The 19758-nt window shown below is 39.2% G+C and carries 20 protein-coding genes; 19 read left to right on the top strand and 1 reads right to left on the bottom strand.

The genetic code is table 11. The features are described from left to right. Positions 1-44: 44 nt before the first annotated feature. The 10 genes from KJS52_RS27870 (at position 45) to KJS52_RS03775 (ending at position 11226) form a co-directional block, all read left to right on the top strand. Positions 45-197 carry a lasso RiPP family leader peptide-containing protein gene (locus tag KJS52_RS27870; RefSeq protein WP_213513306.1) on the top strand — a complete coding sequence of 51 codons (153 nt, stop codon included), beginning with the start codon at positions 45-47 and terminating at the stop codon, positions 195-197. Positions 198-277: 80 nt separating this feature from the next. After that, complete coding sequence (locus KJS52_RS03815) at positions 278-2026, top strand: ATP-binding cassette domain-containing protein (RefSeq protein WP_213513305.1); 1749 nt, start codon at positions 278-280, stop codon at positions 2024-2026. Further along, positions 2023-3768, top strand: a complete 1746-nt coding sequence (locus KJS52_RS03810) for an ATP-binding cassette domain-containing protein (RefSeq protein ID WP_213513303.1) — start codon at positions 2023-2025, stop codon at positions 3766-3768. Before KJS52_RS03815 ends, KJS52_RS03810 begins: the two co-directional genes overlap by 4 nt. Positions 3769-3773: 5 nt before the next feature. Then, on the top strand, positions 3774-5021 hold the full coding sequence (locus tag KJS52_RS03805; RefSeq protein ID WP_213513302.1) for a radical SAM/SPASM domain-containing protein: 1248 nt from the start codon (positions 3774-3776) through the stop codon (positions 5019-5021). 24 nt (positions 5022-5045) lie between these two features. Next, the gene (locus KJS52_RS03800) at positions 5046-5315 is read left to right on the top strand and encodes a PqqD family protein (protein ID WP_213513301.1); all 270 of its coding nucleotides are present in this window, start codon (positions 5046-5048) and stop codon (positions 5313-5315) included. A gap of 31 nt (positions 5316-5346) precedes the next feature. Further along, complete coding sequence (locus KJS52_RS03795) at positions 5347-6294, top strand: hypothetical protein (protein ID WP_213513300.1); 948 nt, start codon at positions 5347-5349, stop codon at positions 6292-6294. Between the two features lie 75 nt (positions 6295-6369). Next, on the top strand, positions 6370-8121 hold the full coding sequence (locus KJS52_RS03790) for an asparagine synthase-related protein (RefSeq protein WP_213513299.1): 1752 nt from the start codon (positions 6370-6372) through the stop codon (positions 8119-8121). A gap of 22 nt (positions 8122-8143) precedes the next feature. After that, positions 8144-9631: a nucleotidyltransferase family protein gene (locus tag KJS52_RS03785; RefSeq protein ID WP_213513297.1), complete on the top strand. Its 1488-nt coding sequence runs from the start codon at positions 8144-8146 to the stop codon at positions 9629-9631. 393 nt (positions 9632-10024) lie between these two features. After that, complete coding sequence (locus KJS52_RS03780; protein ID WP_213513295.1) at positions 10025-10621, top strand: RNA polymerase sigma factor; 597 nt, start codon at positions 10025-10027, stop codon at positions 10619-10621. Then, the gene (locus KJS52_RS03775) at positions 10618-11226 is read left to right on the top strand and encodes an anti-sigma factor family protein (protein ID WP_213513293.1); all 609 of its coding nucleotides are present in this window, start codon (positions 10618-10620) and stop codon (positions 11224-11226) included. The genes KJS52_RS03780 and KJS52_RS03775 overlap by 4 nt, the downstream gene beginning before the upstream one ends. Before the next feature lie 8 nt (positions 11227-11234). On the opposite strand, the gene KJS52_RS03770 is transcribed toward KJS52_RS03775, so the two are convergent. Beyond that, entirely contained in the window at positions 11235-11594 is a 360-nt protein-coding gene (locus KJS52_RS03770; protein WP_213513291.1) for a hypothetical protein, read from the bottom strand. Between the two features lie 1048 nt (positions 11595-12642). Here KJS52_RS03770 and KJS52_RS03765 point away from each other — a divergent pair. The 9 genes from KJS52_RS03765 (at position 12643) to KJS52_RS03725 (ending at position 19721) form a co-directional block, all read left to right on the top strand. After that, positions 12643-13233 (top strand): histidine phosphatase family protein, encoded by a 591-nt coding sequence (locus KJS52_RS03765; RefSeq protein WP_213513289.1) that lies wholly within the window; start codon positions 12643-12645, stop codon positions 13231-13233. 146 nt (positions 13234-13379) lie between these two features. Further along, on the top strand, positions 13380-14510 hold the full coding sequence (locus KJS52_RS27635) for an SEC-C metal-binding domain-containing protein (protein WP_281425545.1): 1131 nt from the start codon (positions 13380-13382) through the stop codon (positions 14508-14510). Positions 14511-14715: 205 nt separating this feature from the next. Continuing rightward, a complete protein-coding gene (locus KJS52_RS03755; RefSeq protein ID WP_213513287.1) occupies positions 14716-15951 on the top strand; it encodes a hypothetical protein in 1236 nt (411 codons plus the stop codon). Between the two features lie 60 nt (positions 15952-16011). Then, the gene (locus tag KJS52_RS03750) at positions 16012-16518 is read left to right on the top strand and encodes a gamma carbonic anhydrase family protein (protein ID WP_213513285.1); all 507 of its coding nucleotides are present in this window, start codon (positions 16012-16014) and stop codon (positions 16516-16518) included. 23 nt (positions 16519-16541) lie between these two features. Then, positions 16542-16724, top strand: a complete 183-nt coding sequence (locus KJS52_RS03745; RefSeq protein ID WP_213513803.1) for an IDEAL domain-containing protein — start codon at positions 16542-16544, stop codon at positions 16722-16724. A gap of 236 nt (positions 16725-16960) precedes the next feature. Next, on the top strand, positions 16961-17374 hold the full coding sequence (locus tag KJS52_RS03740; RefSeq protein ID WP_213513283.1) for a DUF2487 family protein: 414 nt from the start codon (positions 16961-16963) through the stop codon (positions 17372-17374). A 246-nt stretch (positions 17375-17620) separates the two neighbouring features. After that, positions 17621-18151: a Rieske 2Fe-2S domain-containing protein gene (locus KJS52_RS03735; RefSeq protein ID WP_213513281.1), complete on the top strand. Its 531-nt coding sequence runs from the start codon at positions 17621-17623 to the stop codon at positions 18149-18151. A gap of 15 nt (positions 18152-18166) precedes the next feature. Continuing rightward, the gene (qcrB, locus tag KJS52_RS03730; protein ID WP_213513279.1) at positions 18167-18838 is read left to right on the top strand and encodes a menaquinol-cytochrome c reductase cytochrome b subunit; all 672 of its coding nucleotides are present in this window, start codon (positions 18167-18169) and stop codon (positions 18836-18838) included. Between the two features lie 19 nt (positions 18839-18857). After that, positions 18858-19721 (top strand): menaquinol-cytochrome c reductase cytochrome b/c subunit, encoded by an 864-nt coding sequence (locus KJS52_RS03725; protein WP_213513277.1) that lies wholly within the window; start codon positions 18858-18860, stop codon positions 19719-19721. Positions 19722-19758: the final 37 nt, after the last annotated feature.

Genomic DNA, 19758 nt, shown 5'->3' with positions numbered 1-19758 from the left:
AGTTTTTGGGGTTAGGAAATATATTGTAAAGGATTTGAGGACTAATGAAATTTCGTAAACCTACTTTAACGCGTATTGGAAATTTTTCTGAATTAACTCAGGGAAGTGGCAGGAGCAAAACAGAGTCTAGTAGTGCATGTTCAATTGGCTTTGGTGGTGTGAGTTGGTGTAAAACAACTTATAGCTATTACAGCTAATCACTTTGTTTTCTTTCGTCTTAAGGCAATAATTTGATTTTATCCTAACCCCAATTTTTCCTGAAAGGAATATATGCATAATGAAAGCACATACAAAGATTATTAATTTTTTGGTGTTACTTATAAAGGTATCACACCCATCAATAATTTTAGCTTTAATTATGGGTATTATTTTACCGTTATTGCAAGTAAGAGTTTTAGTGCTTACCTCAGAGTTCATCGATGTTTTGGTAGCAGAATTTGAACAAAAACATTTACTAAATAGTAAATTAATTATGCTGCTTATCGTTATATGCTCTTTGTTTGTAACAGAATGGATTTTGCGTCTTTCATTAGATTTTTCAAGAGAGAAAATGATGCAGAATATAAAAGAGCATATTATTGAAACCACACATAAAATGAGTTTCTTAACGTTTGAAAGTGAAGTTGTAAAAAGAAAATTATCGGTCATTAACGGCAGATTAACTAATTCACTGCCAATGATTTCAAATGGTTTAATTGACGGAATTACTTTATCAATACGAATAATTTCATTGGTAGCTATCATTAATCATTTATTGGGATTTGCTATTGCAGCTTTATTAATTATTGCATTTATTCCAATTATAATTATTAAGATAAAAGTTGCACGAAAGGGAAGAGATTTAGATTGGGCTAATTCGTCTAATCTAGAGAAAAGTAATTATTATAAGGGAGTACTTTTGAATACTCAATTAGCAAATGAGCTGTATTTATATAAGTTGAAAGATTCCTTAACAGCCCAATGGAAAACCTATAGAGCATTATCGTTGGAAAATGAAAACACACACTTTCATCGATTAAATAATCTTAATCTTGCCAGCCAACTTATACTACTTACTTGCATTTGTTTATTTATAGTTATGATACCTTTAAGCAAACATAGCATCCTCTCTATAGGGAGTGTATTTTTTCTAATAGGTGCCAGCCAACAGATTTTTAATGCTGTTCAACGTATCGTAGATGTAATGATCTCTTTAATTGATGGAATTGAATTATACGAATCAATTAATTTATCTGTATATGTAGAAACAAGAGAAAAGAAAGTAGTGACTGATCAAAGTATCGCACTAGATCCTATTATTCAATTGGACCGTGTATATTTTAGATTCCCTCACGCAAAATTTGATGCCTTGTCGAATTTATCATTAAAGATTAACAAAGGGGAATTTGTAGCGATTGTTGGTGCCAATGGATCTGGTAAAACAACTCTGTTTCACATTTTGCTTGGATTGTATAAAAACAGTAATGGTAAAGTAAGCGTTAATGGTGAAAACCCCTATGAATATACTACCAATGATCGTTCACAGATGTTCACAGCTGTATTTCAGGACTTTACTAGATATTATGGATTAACGATAGATGAAAATATTAAATTGGGTCGCGAGGTATCTTTAAATGAAAAAATAGACTTTACATTTTATGATACTGAACTAAAAAACACAATTGTAGGAAATTCATTAGGCGGTGTTGACTTATCGGGAGGGCAGTGGCAAAAAATAGCAATAGCCAGAGCGCTTTCATCCAATAGCGAAATTGTTTTGATGGATGAGCCAACAGCATCTTTAGATCCAATTATCGAATATGATTTATTTAATCAGCTGTTAGGTTATTTTAGAGAAAAAACGAGTATTATTACTACACACAGAATGGGAATTAGTATGCTGGCAGACAAAGTTGCTGTATTGGATAAAGGTACAGTTGTAGAATTTGGCACTCCAACAGAGCTGCTGCAGAAAAATGGATTGTTTAGCCAAATGTATCATGCTCAAGCAGATTTGTATAAAGATTTGGGAGGGATGAAAGCATGATTGCCTTCTTGAAGACATTTAAGCGAGCAGTAGATCGTTTGGATCGTAATAAATATCAAGTAATTGTTGTGATTTTAAGCAGTATTATTATTGAAGCGACACTTCCCTTAATATCAATTTTGCTTATTAGTAAAATTGTAACGATGTTAGTAAGTCCACAGATAAGTCCTCAAGTCTATATTCATATCTTATACTATTTTATTTTGACGATGCTGCCTCATGGGATTGCTTATGCTAGAGAAAAGTATCTGGTTGGTCTTAGAAGCTTACTAACCGTCAAGATGGAAAAATCATTACTACATAAAGTATTATCTACTTCGATTCCTACCCGTAACAGTATTGATTTCTCTAATTCATTAACTAGGTCAGAATATTCTTTAGTTCCAGGACAGATTATGAACCTTATAAAATTCACGTCAGAAGCAATGGTTGGATTGATAACATGCTTGGTTGTTTTAATAAATCTTTTTGTCATCCATTGGTCAATTGCAATTGTAATAGTAGTGTTGTTTTTTGTAACAGATCGCTTTTTATATAAATCTAATGCTAATTACTGGTCATTAATCTTTGGGCAATCGCTAAAACATCGAATGACTCAGAGCATTGAGTCTTCATTTTTATCTGACAACGGGAATAAAGAATTAAGAATACTTGGTCATTTTGGTTGGCTAAAGGAAAAATGGAAGGCAACGTATAAAGATTTGCTTCGTGAAAAATGGCTTGGGTATGTAAAAAGTCAAACGACGCTATCATCTTTGAATTTTACGCTATCATTAATCCCACTTATTGTAGCCCTATTATTGACACACTTTTTAAATCAGCAAAGCACAGTGCAAGTCATTGTACTATTTAAAAGTCTTGAAGTAATTGTAGGTTATTTCTTTGGTTTTACGAACGACTTGCGTGCATCCAGAGAAGCAATTATTCAATTTACAGAAACTGATAAGTTTTTAGAAGCTGAATATGAAAAAGATCAAAGATGCTTCCTTGCAACTAAGAAAACTTCCAGCATCGAAATGAGTTCTGTGTCCTTCAGATATCCAAATACAGAAAATGATGCATTGAAGAATATATCTTTGTCTATAAAGGCAGGAAATATCGTATGCGTTGTAGGTGAGAATGGATCTGGGAAAACTACGCTCGTTAATGTAATGCTTGGTTTATATCCGGCTCAAACTGGTAATATTCACTATGATGAGGGGAGAGTCGAACTGCCATTAGCATCAAGTATGTTTCAACATTTTTTAAAGCTAAAGACAACCCCGAGAGATAATATTGTTTCCGGAGATGTATCAGATAGGGACAATAATCAACGATTGGAAAGAGCGATTAAAAAAGCAAGCGCAGAATTTATTTATATGAAGGGGGTAGATATTCAACTTGGCCATCAATTTGGAGGTATTGAGTTATCTGGGGGTGAATGGCAAAAGCTTGCTTTAGCTCGAGCAATGTATAGTGAGCATAACTTAGTAGTGTTTGATGAACCCACCTCAGCGATCGATCCATTAACAGAACAACAGCTTTATTCAAAAATAATAAATGAAATGAAAGGACACACCATTATTTTAGTTTCGCATCGTTTATCAGCGGCAACAATATCTGATGTAATCATTGTTATGAACAATGGAGAAATACAGGAGGTAGGTACACATTCTGAACTCATGAACAAAAAAGGGAAGTATTACGACATGTTTACGAAGCAGGCACAGTCATATCAAATCATAAATGAAGGGGCGGTATAAATAATTTGTTGAACTCTGAAACAGTAAAGGTTATCGAGCAATTCAAAATGCTAGAAAAACTAGAAGAACAAAGCCAAAACTACTTAAAGCAGATTCTGCCGATCGGTAATGCCATCGTTCTTAAACTTACAAAGGCATGTAACTTAAGATGTGTATATTGCTACTCATGCGGTGGAGAAAATAATGATTTGATGAAAGTGGAAACAGCACTAAAATTAATTGATCAAGTCGCATATGCCAATAAAGGACCAATTAGTGTCGCCTTCCACGGAGGAGAACCTCTGCTTGCAAAAAAGGCACTAAAGAGTATTGTCTCAGCTGTATTAGCTCGTCCTTATGCATATAGAATCAGATTTATAATCCAAACGAACGCTACTCTGATTGACAAGGAATGGGCAGATTATATTAAAAAAATGCGAATATTGACAGGAGTAAGCTTAGACGGCATTCAAGAAGTGAATGATTCATTAAGATATGATATACATGGAAAAGGCTCTTTTAATCATGTAATAGGAGGAATGAACCATCTTAAAGAGAACGAAATTCCATTTGGGCTTTCAACAGTACTAACCAGGAAAAATATAGATAATGTCATTTCAATTTTAGAATTATGTAAGGAATATAAGATCAGAAATGTAAGATTCGATTTATTTTTGCCTTTTGGTTATGGGAAAACTCATGATCTTGCACCAGAGTTGGATGAATATCTTGAAGTTAATAAGCAGATGATAGCATGGTTAGTTGAGCATAATAAAAATAACCCTGATCTCTCTATCACTGAGTCCAATTTACAGGGGATTCTTCATAATTGTGTAAATAAAAACGAAAGAGGCTCAATGTGTACTTCTTCTCCATGCGGAGCTGGAGTAGAGCATATAGGCTTGGGAGCTAATGGAGATGTATATATTTGTGACTTGCTTTACGGAGAAGGCAATTACAATTTAGGTAATATTAACGAAAAATCCTTATATCAAATATGGGTAGAAAAAAAACATATATTTGAACGTTTTCAAACTCCTCATACTGAGAGAGTAGAAAAATGTTCAAAGTGTTCAATCAACACAAGTTGCTTTGGTGGTTGTCCTGCACAAGGAATTTCTTTTTACGGCGAAGCTGCTTGGAGCCGAGAAAGTGTACTTTGCGGATATTATGAAAAAATAATTCCGTATCTCTATAGCTTGCTTGATTCGGGAATAGCTCCAGAATTACTAGGGGTGACCTCAAAAAGTAGCTGTAGAATATGTACATCATAAAAACGATAGAAACGATGTGATAAAATGCGATATGCAATATCTGAAACAATTAAGAAAACAGAAACTGATAACGAATTAATTATTCTTGATATTACATCTGGAGAATTTTATGGATTAAATGATATTGGAAAAATTATTTTTAACTTTATCGAACAGGGGAAAAATAATGAAGAGATATTGTTTTCTTTAAGTCAGATGTTTGACATTGCTTGTAACAACATTAGATCAGATGTAGAGGAATATTTAAATTATTTAGCTGACATAGGAATCATTAGGCCACTATTCGAAAGCTAGAGCGTTACTTCTTAATTAGTGAGGTATAAAAATGTTTAATTATATTATTTATAATAAGGTAGTTGAAAGCGAAATTGAGCTCCCTTGCAATCAGTCTTCTTACACTTTAGGCTGTAATAACGATAAAACTATTGTTATTTACTATAAGCGAGATAGTCTGTGTGAATTTGATAGTATAGGCTTAGTAGCAGAGAAGCATGCTGGCTATATAAGAAGCTATGCGGTTAATGATGGTATTTTAATCTGTGCTTCTGCATCTATAAAGATACACATCAATCAGCAAGGGACGACCATAACTGTTGATGCTCCGGCAGACAAGCTAAATGAATGTAAGTTATTTATCATAGGAATTGTTTTTTCAATATGCTTAATTTTCCAAAATATTATTCCCTTACATGCTGCTGGATTAGCCTATAACGAAAAAAGTTTTGGTTTAATGGCGTTATCAGGTTCTGGAAAATCGACAACACTAATGTCTCTACTAAAAAATGGATTTAATTTCATCAGTGATGATGTATTGCCGCTTTCAACGTCTACTAACGGGACTAAGGTTTACCCTTCTAAATCTATCCCAATAAAGCTTTGGAAAGAAACTTTGGAATATTTTGATATAGAATGGCAAAACAAAAATAACATTATAGATAATATTGATAAGTTTTGGGTTGATGTTCAACCTAACCAAAAAATAATGAATGAAACCAACTTATCGGTTGTATTTTTATTGCATCCTTTAGTGGATTTATGTGGTGATAATGTTGAAATACATAAAGTTAGTCCATTTCAGGGTATCTCGATGTTAATTGAGAATACACATGGTCTATGGACTCTCCCTGCTTCTTACCATAATTCTTTATATCAAAGCTACTTTAATCTCATATCCACAGTTCCTATCTATATCATTCGCTATGAAAAATCATATAGAAATTTATCTAGAATCAAAGAAACAATAATTACAACACTTGAAGCGGGGAGAGGATAGCAGATGTATTTTTTTTGTGGTTGTCTCCAATTTAGCTCACAGCAATCAATTGATAGAACTCGTTTTTTTGAATCTATGGTAGAAGAAGGGGACTTGCTGCTCGGACAAAATTTTAACATCGGTTCAAAAATGTTTAATTATCGAGATAGTCATATATTACTAACAGTTAAGCAACCTGATTTTCACATTAGCAAGTCTGCAATTGCTTACAGTGAACAATACATAATTGCAGTAGATGGATTAATCTATGAAATTGATGGCACTGAGTTAACAGGAGCAGCAACCAATATAGCGAGTATAATTCTTAAACTAATTGAAAACGGCGGTATAGAAACACTAAAAAGGGTAAATGGTGATTTTGTTATAACTGTAATTAAGCGGAAGGAACAAGTTCTATATCTGTATAGATCACCATTAGGAGTTAGACCAGCAGTTTACTTTTGGGAGAGAGGAAGTGAAGTGATATGGTCTTCTTCCTTGAATCAGTTAGTAAAACATCCTGTAGTCGTACCTACTTTCAATTATGATTATATTATAGATTACTTTACTACTCCTACAAGAACTAATCTGAAAAACACGCCTTACAATAATATATTTCATGTTATTCCAGGTGAGTGTGTCAAAATCGATGTAAGTAATGTGATTTCAGAATTTATAAAAAAACCAGAGTTAATTTCATTATCAGGCAGAGATAATAATTCGATTCTTGAGCATTTTAGAGATACATTTTTTAAATGTGTTGAGAGTAGATTAAACAACTCAAATGGCGAGATTAGTATCGCTCTAAGTGGAGGCATTGATTCATCGGCTATTGCCTGTGCAGCACAGCGAATTATTGAAGATAAAGGTAAGGATATCAAATTGACGTTGAATCATATTTTACATCCGGGGGAGGGGAATGAGCTACCTTATGCACAAGAGGTTGCAAATAAATTGGGTTTAGAATTGAATGTTACACTAGTAGAATCAACGGGGATGTTTGAAGATATAGATTTGAACCAGGGCACTCTGTTATTAGAACCTAGCGATGCAATTTTTGGTTCATTAAATGTAAAAAGAACATCAAATGAGAAAGCGATTATTAATATGACAGGAATGGGAGGAGACCAGATTTTATCAGGTAATCCTCATTATATTCTTGGACTCATACAAAGAAAACAATATTCTAAAAGTTTTAAAGTAATGCGTGAAGTTTCCAAGGAATATCAACAGAATCTATTATATGTAATGTTTACAACGGTTTTGAAACCACTACTTAATAAACCTTCGTACGGTCATGAGTTGATGTTTGGAATGAATTATCAATTGTTTACTCCTTCTTTTATGCAGAAATTGAAAAATTCATCTTTTAGGTTTGATGTTTCCACATCCCTACCAACCGATACCCAATATGATGTAGAGCGTATCATTTGGAATGAGCAATGGGTTGGTTTAGATGGCTTTCATGTTTGCAACGAGCGACATCCATTTTTAGATATGAGATTAATTGAGCTATGTTTATCTTTGCCCTACAACTACAAGCAAACTCTAAGAAACAATAAAATAATATTAAAGGAAGCTTTGAAAGATATTATGCCCCCAGCTATATACCATCGTATAGGAAAATCTCCGCACTACGGATCTATAAATGAAACGTTGATAAGGTCTAATTTGTTAGAAGAGATACTTAAGAAATCAATGCTTATTAAGTTAAACGTTGTAGATCCAACAAAATATAAAGAATTATTGGGTTATTTTACTTACGGATCGCTTCAAGATCCTGTAGGGATATTAAGAGTATTGGCCATAGATATATGGTTAATAATGAATTCCAATTTAATTACTTGAAAAAATTGAAATGAGGGTAGTAATGACTAAACAGAAAATAAATGATCTACTACAAAAAATATTGGACTTTTATTTACTTAAGCATGGTGAACCAGCTAAAGATAATAGTGAGCTTGATGGAATGTTATTAAAAGCATTAATGAAACATAAACTGATAGGGAGAATAGATACCGCCAACATACAGAAGCTAGAAAATGGCGACACCTTAGGTTTAGAATTTTTTCTTGAATTACTAATTGAAAAACGTACTATAGAGACAACTTTTGAGAAGCATTTATGTGCAATTCAAGAAATTATCCAACAGTTTAAATTAAGAGGCATCAACGAATTTCCAATAGTAATTAAGGGAGTTTCTGTTTTTGGACTAACCAATGTTACTGATAGTATAAGAAGAAGTGGTGATATTGATCTAATCTATTCTGATACAGCGTTATTAGAATCTGTATTATTAGAGCTTGGGTATAAAAAAAAGGAAAAATTTAGTGATCATGAATATTGTGAAATGTATAATGAGGAAATGATTATTGAGATACATAATTATATTCCGATAATGAATTATTCAGAGGCGAGCAAGAAAAAGGCCAAAAATGCATATTCGCGTAATACTAACATTTTTTTTGAATTGTCTAGTATAGAAACTGAGAAAATTTATTATGATGACATTATTCATGCAAGGCAATCATGTCATTTATTTGATGAGGAACTAATTCTAAATGTACATTATCAATTAATAATTCTTAGTGCTCATATTTTTAGAAACTTTGTAAGTTCACAATTCAATTTTGCATCTAATATTATCATTGCTGAATTGCTTGATATTATTGATCTTCTAAATCATAGTTCATTTAGAATGGAACGTTTTGAAACTGTTGTAAAAGAAACAAGTAGCAGTCATTCCATTCAATTTGTAGGTTACTTGTTAGAAAGATTATTTGGAGAGCCAAGGTTTAAGGAGCATTTTTCGAACAATACTGACAAAATTACATTATTCCCCAAAATTTTGCAATGGTCAGGCGCGATGTACATTCCGTTGAAGACGGAAGAATTTATTTATTATAGTTTACACGAAATGATAGAAAATTTGGTGATTGAAGAAGTTCATCTTGATTTGCATCACCGAGAAAATGATATTTCTAATATTCAAAGATACAATTCACATGGTTTGCAAAATATAAAAGCGGTTACTGTTAAGCTTGATAATAGTGCACTCATTTTTGTAATAAAACTGATGGATTCTACTATTGACCAACGGTATGAAGTTTTTGAGATTTTTATTGCAGGGGAAAGATGTTGTTTCATACTTGAAGATGACGTAATAACAGATGAGGAGAAGCCCGTAGGTTGCTCATGGATTTTATTGGATAACTGTACTATCATGATTTCAATACCTATTGTACTAACAAATGTTTATAAGAATTCAGAATATTGTCTTGTTATTAGCGTTTCGAGATGGGGAACTGGTCCGGTATCAACTTTTCTTCCTATAAAGCTATTGAGGAAAGAAGATTAAACTCAATTTTATAATTAGGACTTGAGAATATGTACAGTCGATAGAAAATTGTAATTATTCTGCTCTCACTATCGTGTTATTGCTACCGTGATAGAGATAAAATAGTAGGGCATTGTCAACAATCTGAAACCACTCATTGAGTGGTCTTTTTTTGCCTCTTTTTTCGATCATGTGTTATCCTATAAATAAGTGTGCTTTTTTTCTATCTTTTCTTTCTATGAAAACTATTTTCAAAGGCAACAACAATTATTTATGAATATATGAGCGGATGACGATGAATAAATATAGATTCATAACGATAGCAGTACCGAAAACGCAACTTTTAGCTCCAAGTGAAGTATATGTATATGTACCTCCTTGGGATAAATTGCAGGTGGAGGAGGTTCGCCTGTTATGACTGATTCCCAGCTTATACGAGAGATTAAGGATGGCAATGTCGAGCTCTACTCGGAGCTGATGAATCGCTATCAACGAAGAATTTTATCCTTTATTTATCATATGCTGAAAAGCGCCAAGCTAGAGGCAATCGCAGAGGATTTGACATCTGAAACGTTTTATAAAGCTTATAAAAGCTTGCATACGTTTCGCGAAATCGATGCGACCTTTTCGACGTGGCTGTATACGATAGCAAGAAATACGGTGTTGAGTGAGCTTCGCAAGCGCAAGGCAGCTACCGTTTCCATAGAGGAAGTTAATATTGAACCGATGGTTTCAGGAGAGGCGACGCCTGAGCAGCAGCTTTTGTTAAATGAGCGAATGCATCTTGTGCGCAGAGCGATCGATCAATTGCCTGAAAAGCAGCGGGCCGCTATTATTTTACGTGAATACGAACAATTGGACTATCAAGAAATCGCAAACATACTAGGACAGTCAGTCAGCTCAGTCAAGTCATTGCTGTTTAGAGCAAGAGCGAGTATAAAAGTTCAGCTGGAGCCTTATATCGTTCAAGACACTGGTGGTCATGACTTAGAAAGGATGAATCGGAAATGAATTGTAAACAAGTAGATGAACTTCTTCATAAGTATTGGCAGCTAGATGAAGAGAATCCACTCCGAATTGAAATTGAAGCGCATTTGTTTGACTGCGAGCAATGCGCTGCCAAATTAGATTTGGAAACAATTGCATTTCCAGTTCTTGAATGCGAGGAGTCGACCGCCCCTTTTTCGTCTGAGCAAAGCCAGTCCATCAGCAGTACGGTGATGAACCGCATTTATGAGGAAGAGTCGTGGTTCATGCCGATTTCCACCAAACGTTATCAGTTTACGAAAAGCTTTCGCCGCAATGTTTCGATTATTATTGCAAGCTGCTTGGCGATGTTTTCCTTAGCGCTGTTTGTATTTGTTTATGATTATTACGACTCGGCTTCCTCCGTGCAGAAAACGACAATATCAGGCTTGGTAGATGTGGCCAATGCCGCCGCAACAACTCATATACATACTTCTATTTACAGCAGCTCAATTCCGGTTGCGAGCATAAGTGAGCCGATTGTGATGCAGGTTGTTCCTACTTTTCCCCAGTATTATGTTGCGCTATCCTTTGTAGGGATTGTGTTGACGTTGTTAGTAATGAGCTGGTTTACAAGAACCAGACAATGAGAGGATGTTTAAAAAGACTGGACTTTGATGACGATGTGGTTGCGTTGTAGCGTAGTCGGCGGCGAATATGTCACGCCACCGAAGGCTCCGGTGCTCACGTAGCAATTGCCTACGCTGCGCTCCTCGCCTTCTAGTATCGTGCCATCTTCTTGGTCCTGAAAGCCCAGTTTTTTAAACTTCGATTGGAAGGGTTGTTTAAAAAGACTGGACTTTGATGACGATGATTGGCGTTGTAGCTTAGTCGACGTCGAATCTTGAACGCTAGCGAAAACTGCGGTGCTCACGTAGCAAGTGCCTACGCTGCGCTCCTCGTTTTCTACTAGCGTCCAATCTTCTTGGTCCTGAAAGCCCAGCTTTTTAAACTTCATTGGAAGATGTGGTTTAAAACACTGGACTTTGATGACGATGTAATTGCGTTGTAGCTTAGTCGACGGCGAAGATGTCACGCTACCGAAGGCTGCGGTGCTCACGTAGCAAGTGCCTACGCTGCGCTCCTTGCCTTCTAGTAGTCGTGCAATCTTCTTGGTCCTGAAAGCCCAGTTTTTTAAACTTTGATTGGAAGGGTTGTTTAAAAAGACTGGACTTTGATGACGATGTAGTCGCGTTGTAGCGTAGTCGGCGGCGAATCTTGAACGCTAGTGAAAACTGCGGTGCTCACGTAGCATTTGCCGCGGCTAGCGCTCCTCGTTTTCTACTAGCGTCCAAGCTTCCTGGACTTTCATTCAAAAAAACTGCAATGAAGAAGCTACAATCGCTTCGTAGCATACGCAACAGCAAAGAGGGCCCCAGCGGAGGAGCAAAGCAACCGGAAAACGAAGTGAGTCGCCTTTAACATCGTAATGCAACCATTAAAAATTAAAATAAGAGCATTACGATTTAAAAAGCGACTGAAGGATGCTTAGCTCCGGAGCGCTGAAAGATGGCAATCAAAAAGCCCTGCTAGAGGAAGCTACAATCGCTTCGTAGCGTACGCAACAGCAAAGAGGGCCCCACCGGAGGAGCAAAGCAACCGGAAAACGAAGTGAGTCGCCTTTAACATCGTAATGCAACCATTAAAAATTCAAATAAAAGCATAACGATTTAAAAAGCGACTGAAGGATGCTTAGCTCCGGAGCGCTGAAAGATGGCAATCAAAAAACTCTGCAATGAAGAAGCTACAATCGCTTCGCAGCGTACGCAACAGCAAAGAGGGCCCCAGCGGAGGAGCAAAGCATCCGAAAAACGAAGTGAGTCGCCTTTAACATCGAAATGCAACAATAAAAAATATAATAAGAGCATTACGATTTAAAAAGCGACTGAAGGATGCTTAGCTCCGGAGCGCTGATTTAAAAAGCGACTGAAGGATGCTTAGCTCCGCAGCGCTGAAAAGCCGGATTTGCTTATGAACTTACTAAATGATTAAGGTGGATATAGATCATGCTAATCGGATTGGTGCGTCATGGAGAAACAAGCTGGAATGCTGTTAAGCGTATTCAAGGGCAAACAGACATTCCACTTAATGAAAATGGAATCAGGCAGGCTAAGCTGCTGGCAGCGAGGCTGCAGGCGGATGATCGTATTTGGGATTATGTTATTACAAGCGATTTGCAGCGGGCGGCGGCCACTGGGCAATTTATTGCTGATGCGCTTGACATACCTGTATTGCCGCCTGATCAACGCCTGCGTGAGCGGTATTTTGGCGAGGTGGAAGGAACGACGTTAGAAGAGCGAGTTGAGCGCTGGGGCGAGCAGTGGAAGGAGCTGGAGCTTGGCGCGGAGTCTGATGAGCTGATGCGTGCAAGAGGCCTGGAATTGCTTGAAGAGCTCTATGGACGATATCCGAAGGCGAACATTTTATGCGTTTCGCATGGCAGCTTCATCGCTCAGCTTCTACTGGCGATTTTTCCGGAAATTGAGGATCAGCGAATTGACAATCTATCCTATTCGATTCTGCGACGCAACGCGGATGGTTGGGAATTACTGCAGCATAATTGCACGAAGCATTTGAATGCTGCCGATTTGCAATAATCGGGGCGAAGCGGCAAAACAGGTGGTTGCTTTATGCAACCGCCTGTTTGAATTGGGCAACAAATGTTGCCCGCTTTTAAAAATTACGTTATCATTATGGTCATGTCTTTTTGATGAGAATTATTACAGGAAATGAGGATTTTAGCATGTCTGTTAGATTGGAGCAGGCTCGCACCATACAGCAGCAGGGCGCGCTTTCGTTGCGCGATGCGCTTGGCGAGCTTTCTAAGGATGCACTTACGACTATACGAAAAAATGCATCTGTAAAAAATGTAAGTAAATTAAATCGTGAGCAACTCGTTGATGCGTTAGTCGAACAATTGCCGCAAAGCTTATCAGATGAGCTGCCAACACTTCTCGCTATGATGGATGAGGAGCGGGTAACACTGCTTGAGCATGCAGCCGCTAAAAACGGCTTGGTTGCGCTTGGCGAGGGCTGGACGGAGCTGATGACGCAATATTGGCAGGAGCTGGGGCTTCTATTCAAACGTACGTCTGATCAGCGTGAAGTAATGGCTATGCCAGTGGAGCTTATCCCGGTTGTGAAGCAGCAGTTGTCTAAGCTTGACCGCAAGCATATTGCGCTTAACACAACCTATCTAGCTGTTGTTAAAGGCATGATTTATTACTACGGAGCATTAACGCATGAGCAAGTAGGAGATATGACGGCGCGCTATCCGATGTTTGAGCAGCTGCAGGCTCCATATATGCATATTATTATTAACTACCGCCATTATCGTGCTGATCTTGGCTTAAATGAGAGCATGGTGCATCATTATGCCATTCCTGATCCATCATTAATCGTGCGCGAGCAAAGCAAACGCGAGGATTTAAGCTTTGCCAGCTTTACGGTGCATCAGCTGCAGCAGGCAGGCAAGCCGCATTTTACTGACCGTACGGAGGCGCATCGCTTGCTTGTAGAAGCATTAATGCAGCAGTTCAAGCTGCCTCAGTTTGAAGCGACTGTCGTAGCCGACCAATCCGAATTTGGCATTCGTGCAGGCTTGCAGCTGCAAGAGCTGATGGAATACGTGCGCCGTGAACTGCAGCTAAACGATGATCATCTGCAGCAGCTTTTGCCGCGACTTATTATTATGTTCAATAACACACCGCAATGGTGCTTAAAGGGCTATTGCTCGGCACAGCTGTCGAAGGATGCTCAAGCAGTTAAGTCCGAAGAACCAGCTAAACCACCAGTCCAGTTAGGTCGCAATGACGTTTGTTACTGCGGCAGCGGCAAAAAATATAAAAAATGCTGTATGAACAAGCATTATTAAACTTACGTATCGTCCTTTCTGAAATGATAGCAAGCTAGCTTTCATTTACAGAAACGGGCGATTTTTTTATGCACAATTAAGCCCTTCTTCAGTTTCAGCTGCAGGAATAATTTTGACCAATAGTATGAAAGCTTGAAAATTACCAATACTATGACTACAAGATTGATTGAACAACGAGATTACTATTGACAGGAGAGGAGACGATATGAATTTATCTGAAATGCTTAGCTATGCCGACATTACACAGCTTTCATCGATTGCGAGACAGTATGGATGTGAGTGCAGTGGTCATTCCAAGCATGAATTAATTCAATCTATTCTGTCCAATGTGCATCGAAAAGAAGTGATCTATCATTCGCTTGAGCAGCTGCAGCTGGAAGAGCTAAGGTTTTTGAACTATTTATTGTTCGAGAATATCGAGGCGTTCAGCCTTGAGGACTTGCTGGCTCGCGTCCAGCAATGCCGCTTTGACACCGAGCTGCAGACGCAAGCTCAAGCTGTGAAGAAGACAGAACTGCAGATGCAAGCTCAAGCTGTGAAGAAGACAGAGCTGCAGGTACAAAATCAGGCAGCAAAGAAGGCAGTGACCGCCCAGTCCGGCAAACGGAAAAAGGGCAAGGCAGCAGCTCCGCCAGAGCCGCCTAGCCCGCGCGAAATGATCGCTCGCTTCAAAAGTCAAGGCTGGCTATTTAATGGCCATCGCGCGCATGATCGTTATTTGTTCCATGTTCCTGTCGATTTCAAGGAAAGCTATCGGCAATCGCTGCTAAGCAAGCTGCAAAAGCAGGCTGCATATTGTGAAGCGCCGCCTCATATCGAGGATGAAAGCGGCAGGCTGCTTGAGGATATGGGCATGATGCTGGACTATATCGCCAAGCATCAGCCAGGTGCGGCAGCGGATGGTGTTCTGCATCGCCGTGCTGTGCAGCAGCTTAATGAGGCATGCAGCATTAAGGATGAGCTGCCAGGCAAAGGGGCATGGAAATTCGGCTACGGCAAAGGCTTCGGAGAGCTGCCAGAGCGGATGACGCTAATGTATGATTACATGTGGAGCAAGAAGTGGATTTTGCTGGAGCAGGACCGCATTGTCATCAACGAGACAATTGCACCCAAGGAGCATATAATGCCAATAGGCGAGCTGAACAATATCGTGCTCCATTGGCTGAAGCGCTATCGCACGCCGATCCCAAATGTTCGCGCCTTAGTCTACTGGCTCATCATCCTTTCCAGCAGCTGGTGCAGCTTGCAATCGCTTGAGCGGTTGCTGCTGCCATTGATCAAGCCATACTATTTTGATTCAGCCGTACATGTTTTGCATAAGCGTCTCGTCAAGCCGCTGAAGCATTTTGGGATTTTACAGGTTGGTTATAGCGAGCATGACGGTATGGTGCTGCAGGCAACCCATTATGGAAGAAGACTGCTGTCAGAGCTTTATACGTAGCGTTGACAATCGGGAGGCTCACTGGTAAAATTTCACTACATTTTACAAGGAGCTGATCTCATGCTTATTCCATACCAAGCGAAATATCCTCAGCTTGCTGCTGATGTTTATGTTGCTGAAGGCGTTAAAATTGTTGGTGATGTGCAGATTGCTGCAGAAAGCACAATTTGGTTCAATGCAGTGCTGCGCGGAGATTTGGCCCCCATTATTGTTGGAAAGCGCTGCAACCTTCAGGATGCAGTTGTGGCACATGTTAATACTAATCAACCGCTCATTGTCGAGGAAGAGGTTTCTGTAGGTCATAGCGCCATTATCCACGGCTGTACGATTGGCAAGGGCAGCTTGATCGGAATGGGCGGCATTGTCCTTAATGGAGCAGAAATAGGTGAATATGCTTTAATAGGAGCGGGTGCTGTCGTTACGGAAAATAGCAAAATTCCGTCCTATACTTTATCACTCGGAACGCCAGCTAGGGTTGTTCGTGAACTTAATGATGCCGACCTCGAACGAATGAAAAGAACAATGGAAAGCTATGTATTCAAAGGATACGAGTATAGGAATCAATAGCACCCCAAGTGGAGGTGTTTCGTATCGATAAAATGAATATACAATATGAAGCGATGCTTGGTCTGACAGCAGAATTGATACTGGATGAAGCGATTCGCAATTACCAGCGCGATAAGCTGCAACGGGCAATTGACGAAGCATTGGCTTCAGGAGATGAAGAGCAGTTTTATGAGCTTACAAAAAAGCTTCAGGAGCTAGAGCCATAAGAAAGTGTTCAAAAAGCCGGCTTTTTGAACATCCTCTATAAGCAAAAATAGCAGGCCGCCAAAGAAAACATATAGTGTGATTGCAAAAAGCTTGGCTTTTTGCAATCCTTATATAGTATTTGGCGGCTTTATTATGTATGATGGAATAGGAATGAAGGCATGCTCTCGAAAGCTGCCGTCCATAACCTGAGAACGATGATCATGAAAGCGCATGAATGGTTTAGGAGGAGAGCAAGTTGAAGTTTAGCGAGATCGAAGCAGAGCAGTGGGAGGAGCTGAGGCCTTATCTGGACACATGCCTGCTGCCGGTAACAGGGATGACTGGGGCTGAATCGCCGCTGGAAGCAACCCAGTGCCTTGAGGATTTGCGAGATATTATGGATTTGATTGAAGTGCCGTACCGCGGCAGAGTTGTAACCTACCCTGCATTGCATTATATGAGCGAGCCAGAGCATTTTCAGCAGGCACTAAGCAGCTATTGCAGCAGACTTAAGCAGCAAGGCTTCAAGTATATTATCTTGATTACGGCAAAAACTAATGTAAGGTTTCAAATTAGTGAAGCAGATTTGTGGATAACACCTGATGAGGATGGAAATTTGCCATCTGACGCTGATATAAATTCAAAAATTCGCGAGCTGTGGCATTCATAACCTTACATAAATTATCGTTTCATGTATAATTTGGTTTATATGAGGGCAAAACAATTGCAATACTGTGTCAATTGTGACAAAATCATAACAAATTATTGAACGACATTTCCTTATTGTCGCAAATGTCCTGCCAAATTCTTGACGGTATTTGGTAGCTAGGCTATTATATTTATGTCCTAGTTCGTCATATGGTTTTGCATACGGCAAGACGGAAGAATTGGTTGGCAAAGGGGGTTAGAACAGAAAATGAGTAACCATGAACATCAAGATTCGAAGCATCAACCAGCCCAACGTAACGAGATGTCCCGTCGTCAGTTTTTATCTTATACACTTGGCGGCACAACAGCGTTTATGGTAGGCGGTGCGGTGTTGCCGATGGTTCGCTTTGCAGTAGATCCATTACTGGCTAAAGGTGGCGGCGCTACGCTAGTAAAGGTAATTGAAGAAAGTAAAGTTACCGAAGAACCTCAAGAAGTGAAATTCAAGGTCAGTCAGGTTGATGGCTGGTACAAGAGTGAAACTGAGAAAGTGGCCTGGATTTCCAAAGACGCGAGTGGAAAGGTGTTTGCGCTTTCCCCGGTTTGTAAACATTTGGGATGTACAGTATTTTGGAACACACATGGAAGAAATGAGTATGATTGCCCGTGTCACGATGCACGCTATTCCAAAGACGGTAAAAATATTACCGTTGCGAACTCACCTCTTGACGAATATGAGGTAGACATTCAGGATGGCGTTGTATATCTGGGCGGTATTATACCAAACACTAGAGCATAGGAGGGCGTAAATTAGATGTTTAAAAGTATTTACAACTGGATAGATGAACGTCTTGATATTACGCCGCTTTGGAGAGATGTTGCCGATCATGAGGTGCCAGAGCACGTTAACCCAGCACATCACTTCTCAGCTTTCGTATATTGCTTTGGTGGCTTGACGTTCTTTATTACAGTAATCCAAATTTTGTCGGGAATGTTCCTGACGATGTATTACGTTCCAGACGTAATTCATGCTTACGCAAGTGTTGACTACCTGCAGCATCAAATTCCTTTTGGTAAAATTGTTCGCGGTATGCACCACTTCGGAGCAAGCTTAGTAATCGTAATGATGTTTTTACATACACTGCGCGTTTTCTTCACTGGCTCCTACAAAGCGCCTCGTGAAATGAACTGGGTAGTTGGGATGCTTATCTTCTTTATTATGTTGGGTCTAGGCTTTACAGGATATTTGCTTCCTTGGGACAACAAAGCTTACTTCGCAACTAAAGTAGGTGTTGAAATCGCCGCGTCTGTACCTTATATAGGCGATTACATCGCTTCCTTCTTATACGGTGGAGACATTGTAGGTGCGCAAACGCTGACAAGATTTTTCGCAATTCACGTATTCTTCTTGCCAGGCGCTTTGATTGCAATGCTTGCAGCGCACTTTATTATGATCAGAAGACAAGGTATTTCCGGTCCACTATAATAGAAGGGAGGCTGTAAAGATGGCACACGGTCATAAATCAGATGAAAAAGTTGTCTACGTTGGCGATTCTCGCGTAAAGAAATCAGGTCGCATAGATGGAACGCCACCAGACTACACTGCTTTTCCGGGCAAATCGGAAGCCTTCATTCCAAATTTCCTTCTTAAAGAGTGGATGGTAGGCTGCGTCGTGTTGGTTGGTTTCCTGGTATGGGTAATGGCTGAGGCTGCTCCGCTAGGTTATCCGGCGGATCCGACTAACGCTTCCTTTATTCCGATGCCAGACTGGTATTTCTTGTTCTTGTATCAATTTTTGAAATACCCTTACGTTTCGCAGGATTATGTCTTGCTTGGTACAATCGGTGTTCCAGCGATTATGTTTGGCGCGCTATTGCTAGCTCCTTTCCTTGATACAGGCAAAGAGCGTCGTTTCTATCGTCGTCCGATCGCTTCTTCCTTAATGCTGCTTTCGCTTGCTGCTGTTACGTACCTTACCGTTGTATCCTGGTCTCATTATCAGGATCAGCTTGAAGAAAAAGGGATTGTACCAGAGCATCATGAGCGTGCTGAAAAGGTGCGTGAAGCGCTTGAGCGTGGTGAAGAGCGTCCAAGCTTCTTGAAAACAGATGCGACACCAGCTCTTATTGAAGCTGATGATCCTGCATTTTCGATTGTCGAAGCACAATGTATTAGCTGTCATGCTGCTGATCTAGGCGGTGGAGCTGGTCCATCCTTGATCGGGATTGGTAATCGCTTAAGCTCTGAGGAAATCGCAGAAATTATTACACATGGTACAGAGGGCGGTATGCCTGCATTTGAAGGTATGATTTCTGATGAAGAGATTACTCAGATTTCAGAGTGGCTGGCGAAGCAAACGCAATCTTAATAACACATTTGCTCAATAAGACCCTGTCGCATTGCGA

The organism is Paenibacillus montaniterrae (genome assembly GCF_018403185.1).
GTDB classification, from domain to species: domain Bacteria; phylum Bacillota; class Bacilli; order Paenibacillales; family Paenibacillaceae; genus Pristimantibacillus; species Pristimantibacillus montaniterrae.
The sequence above is the reverse complement of the archived record's forward strand: the minus strand, read 5'-3'. Positions and strand labels throughout refer to the sequence as shown.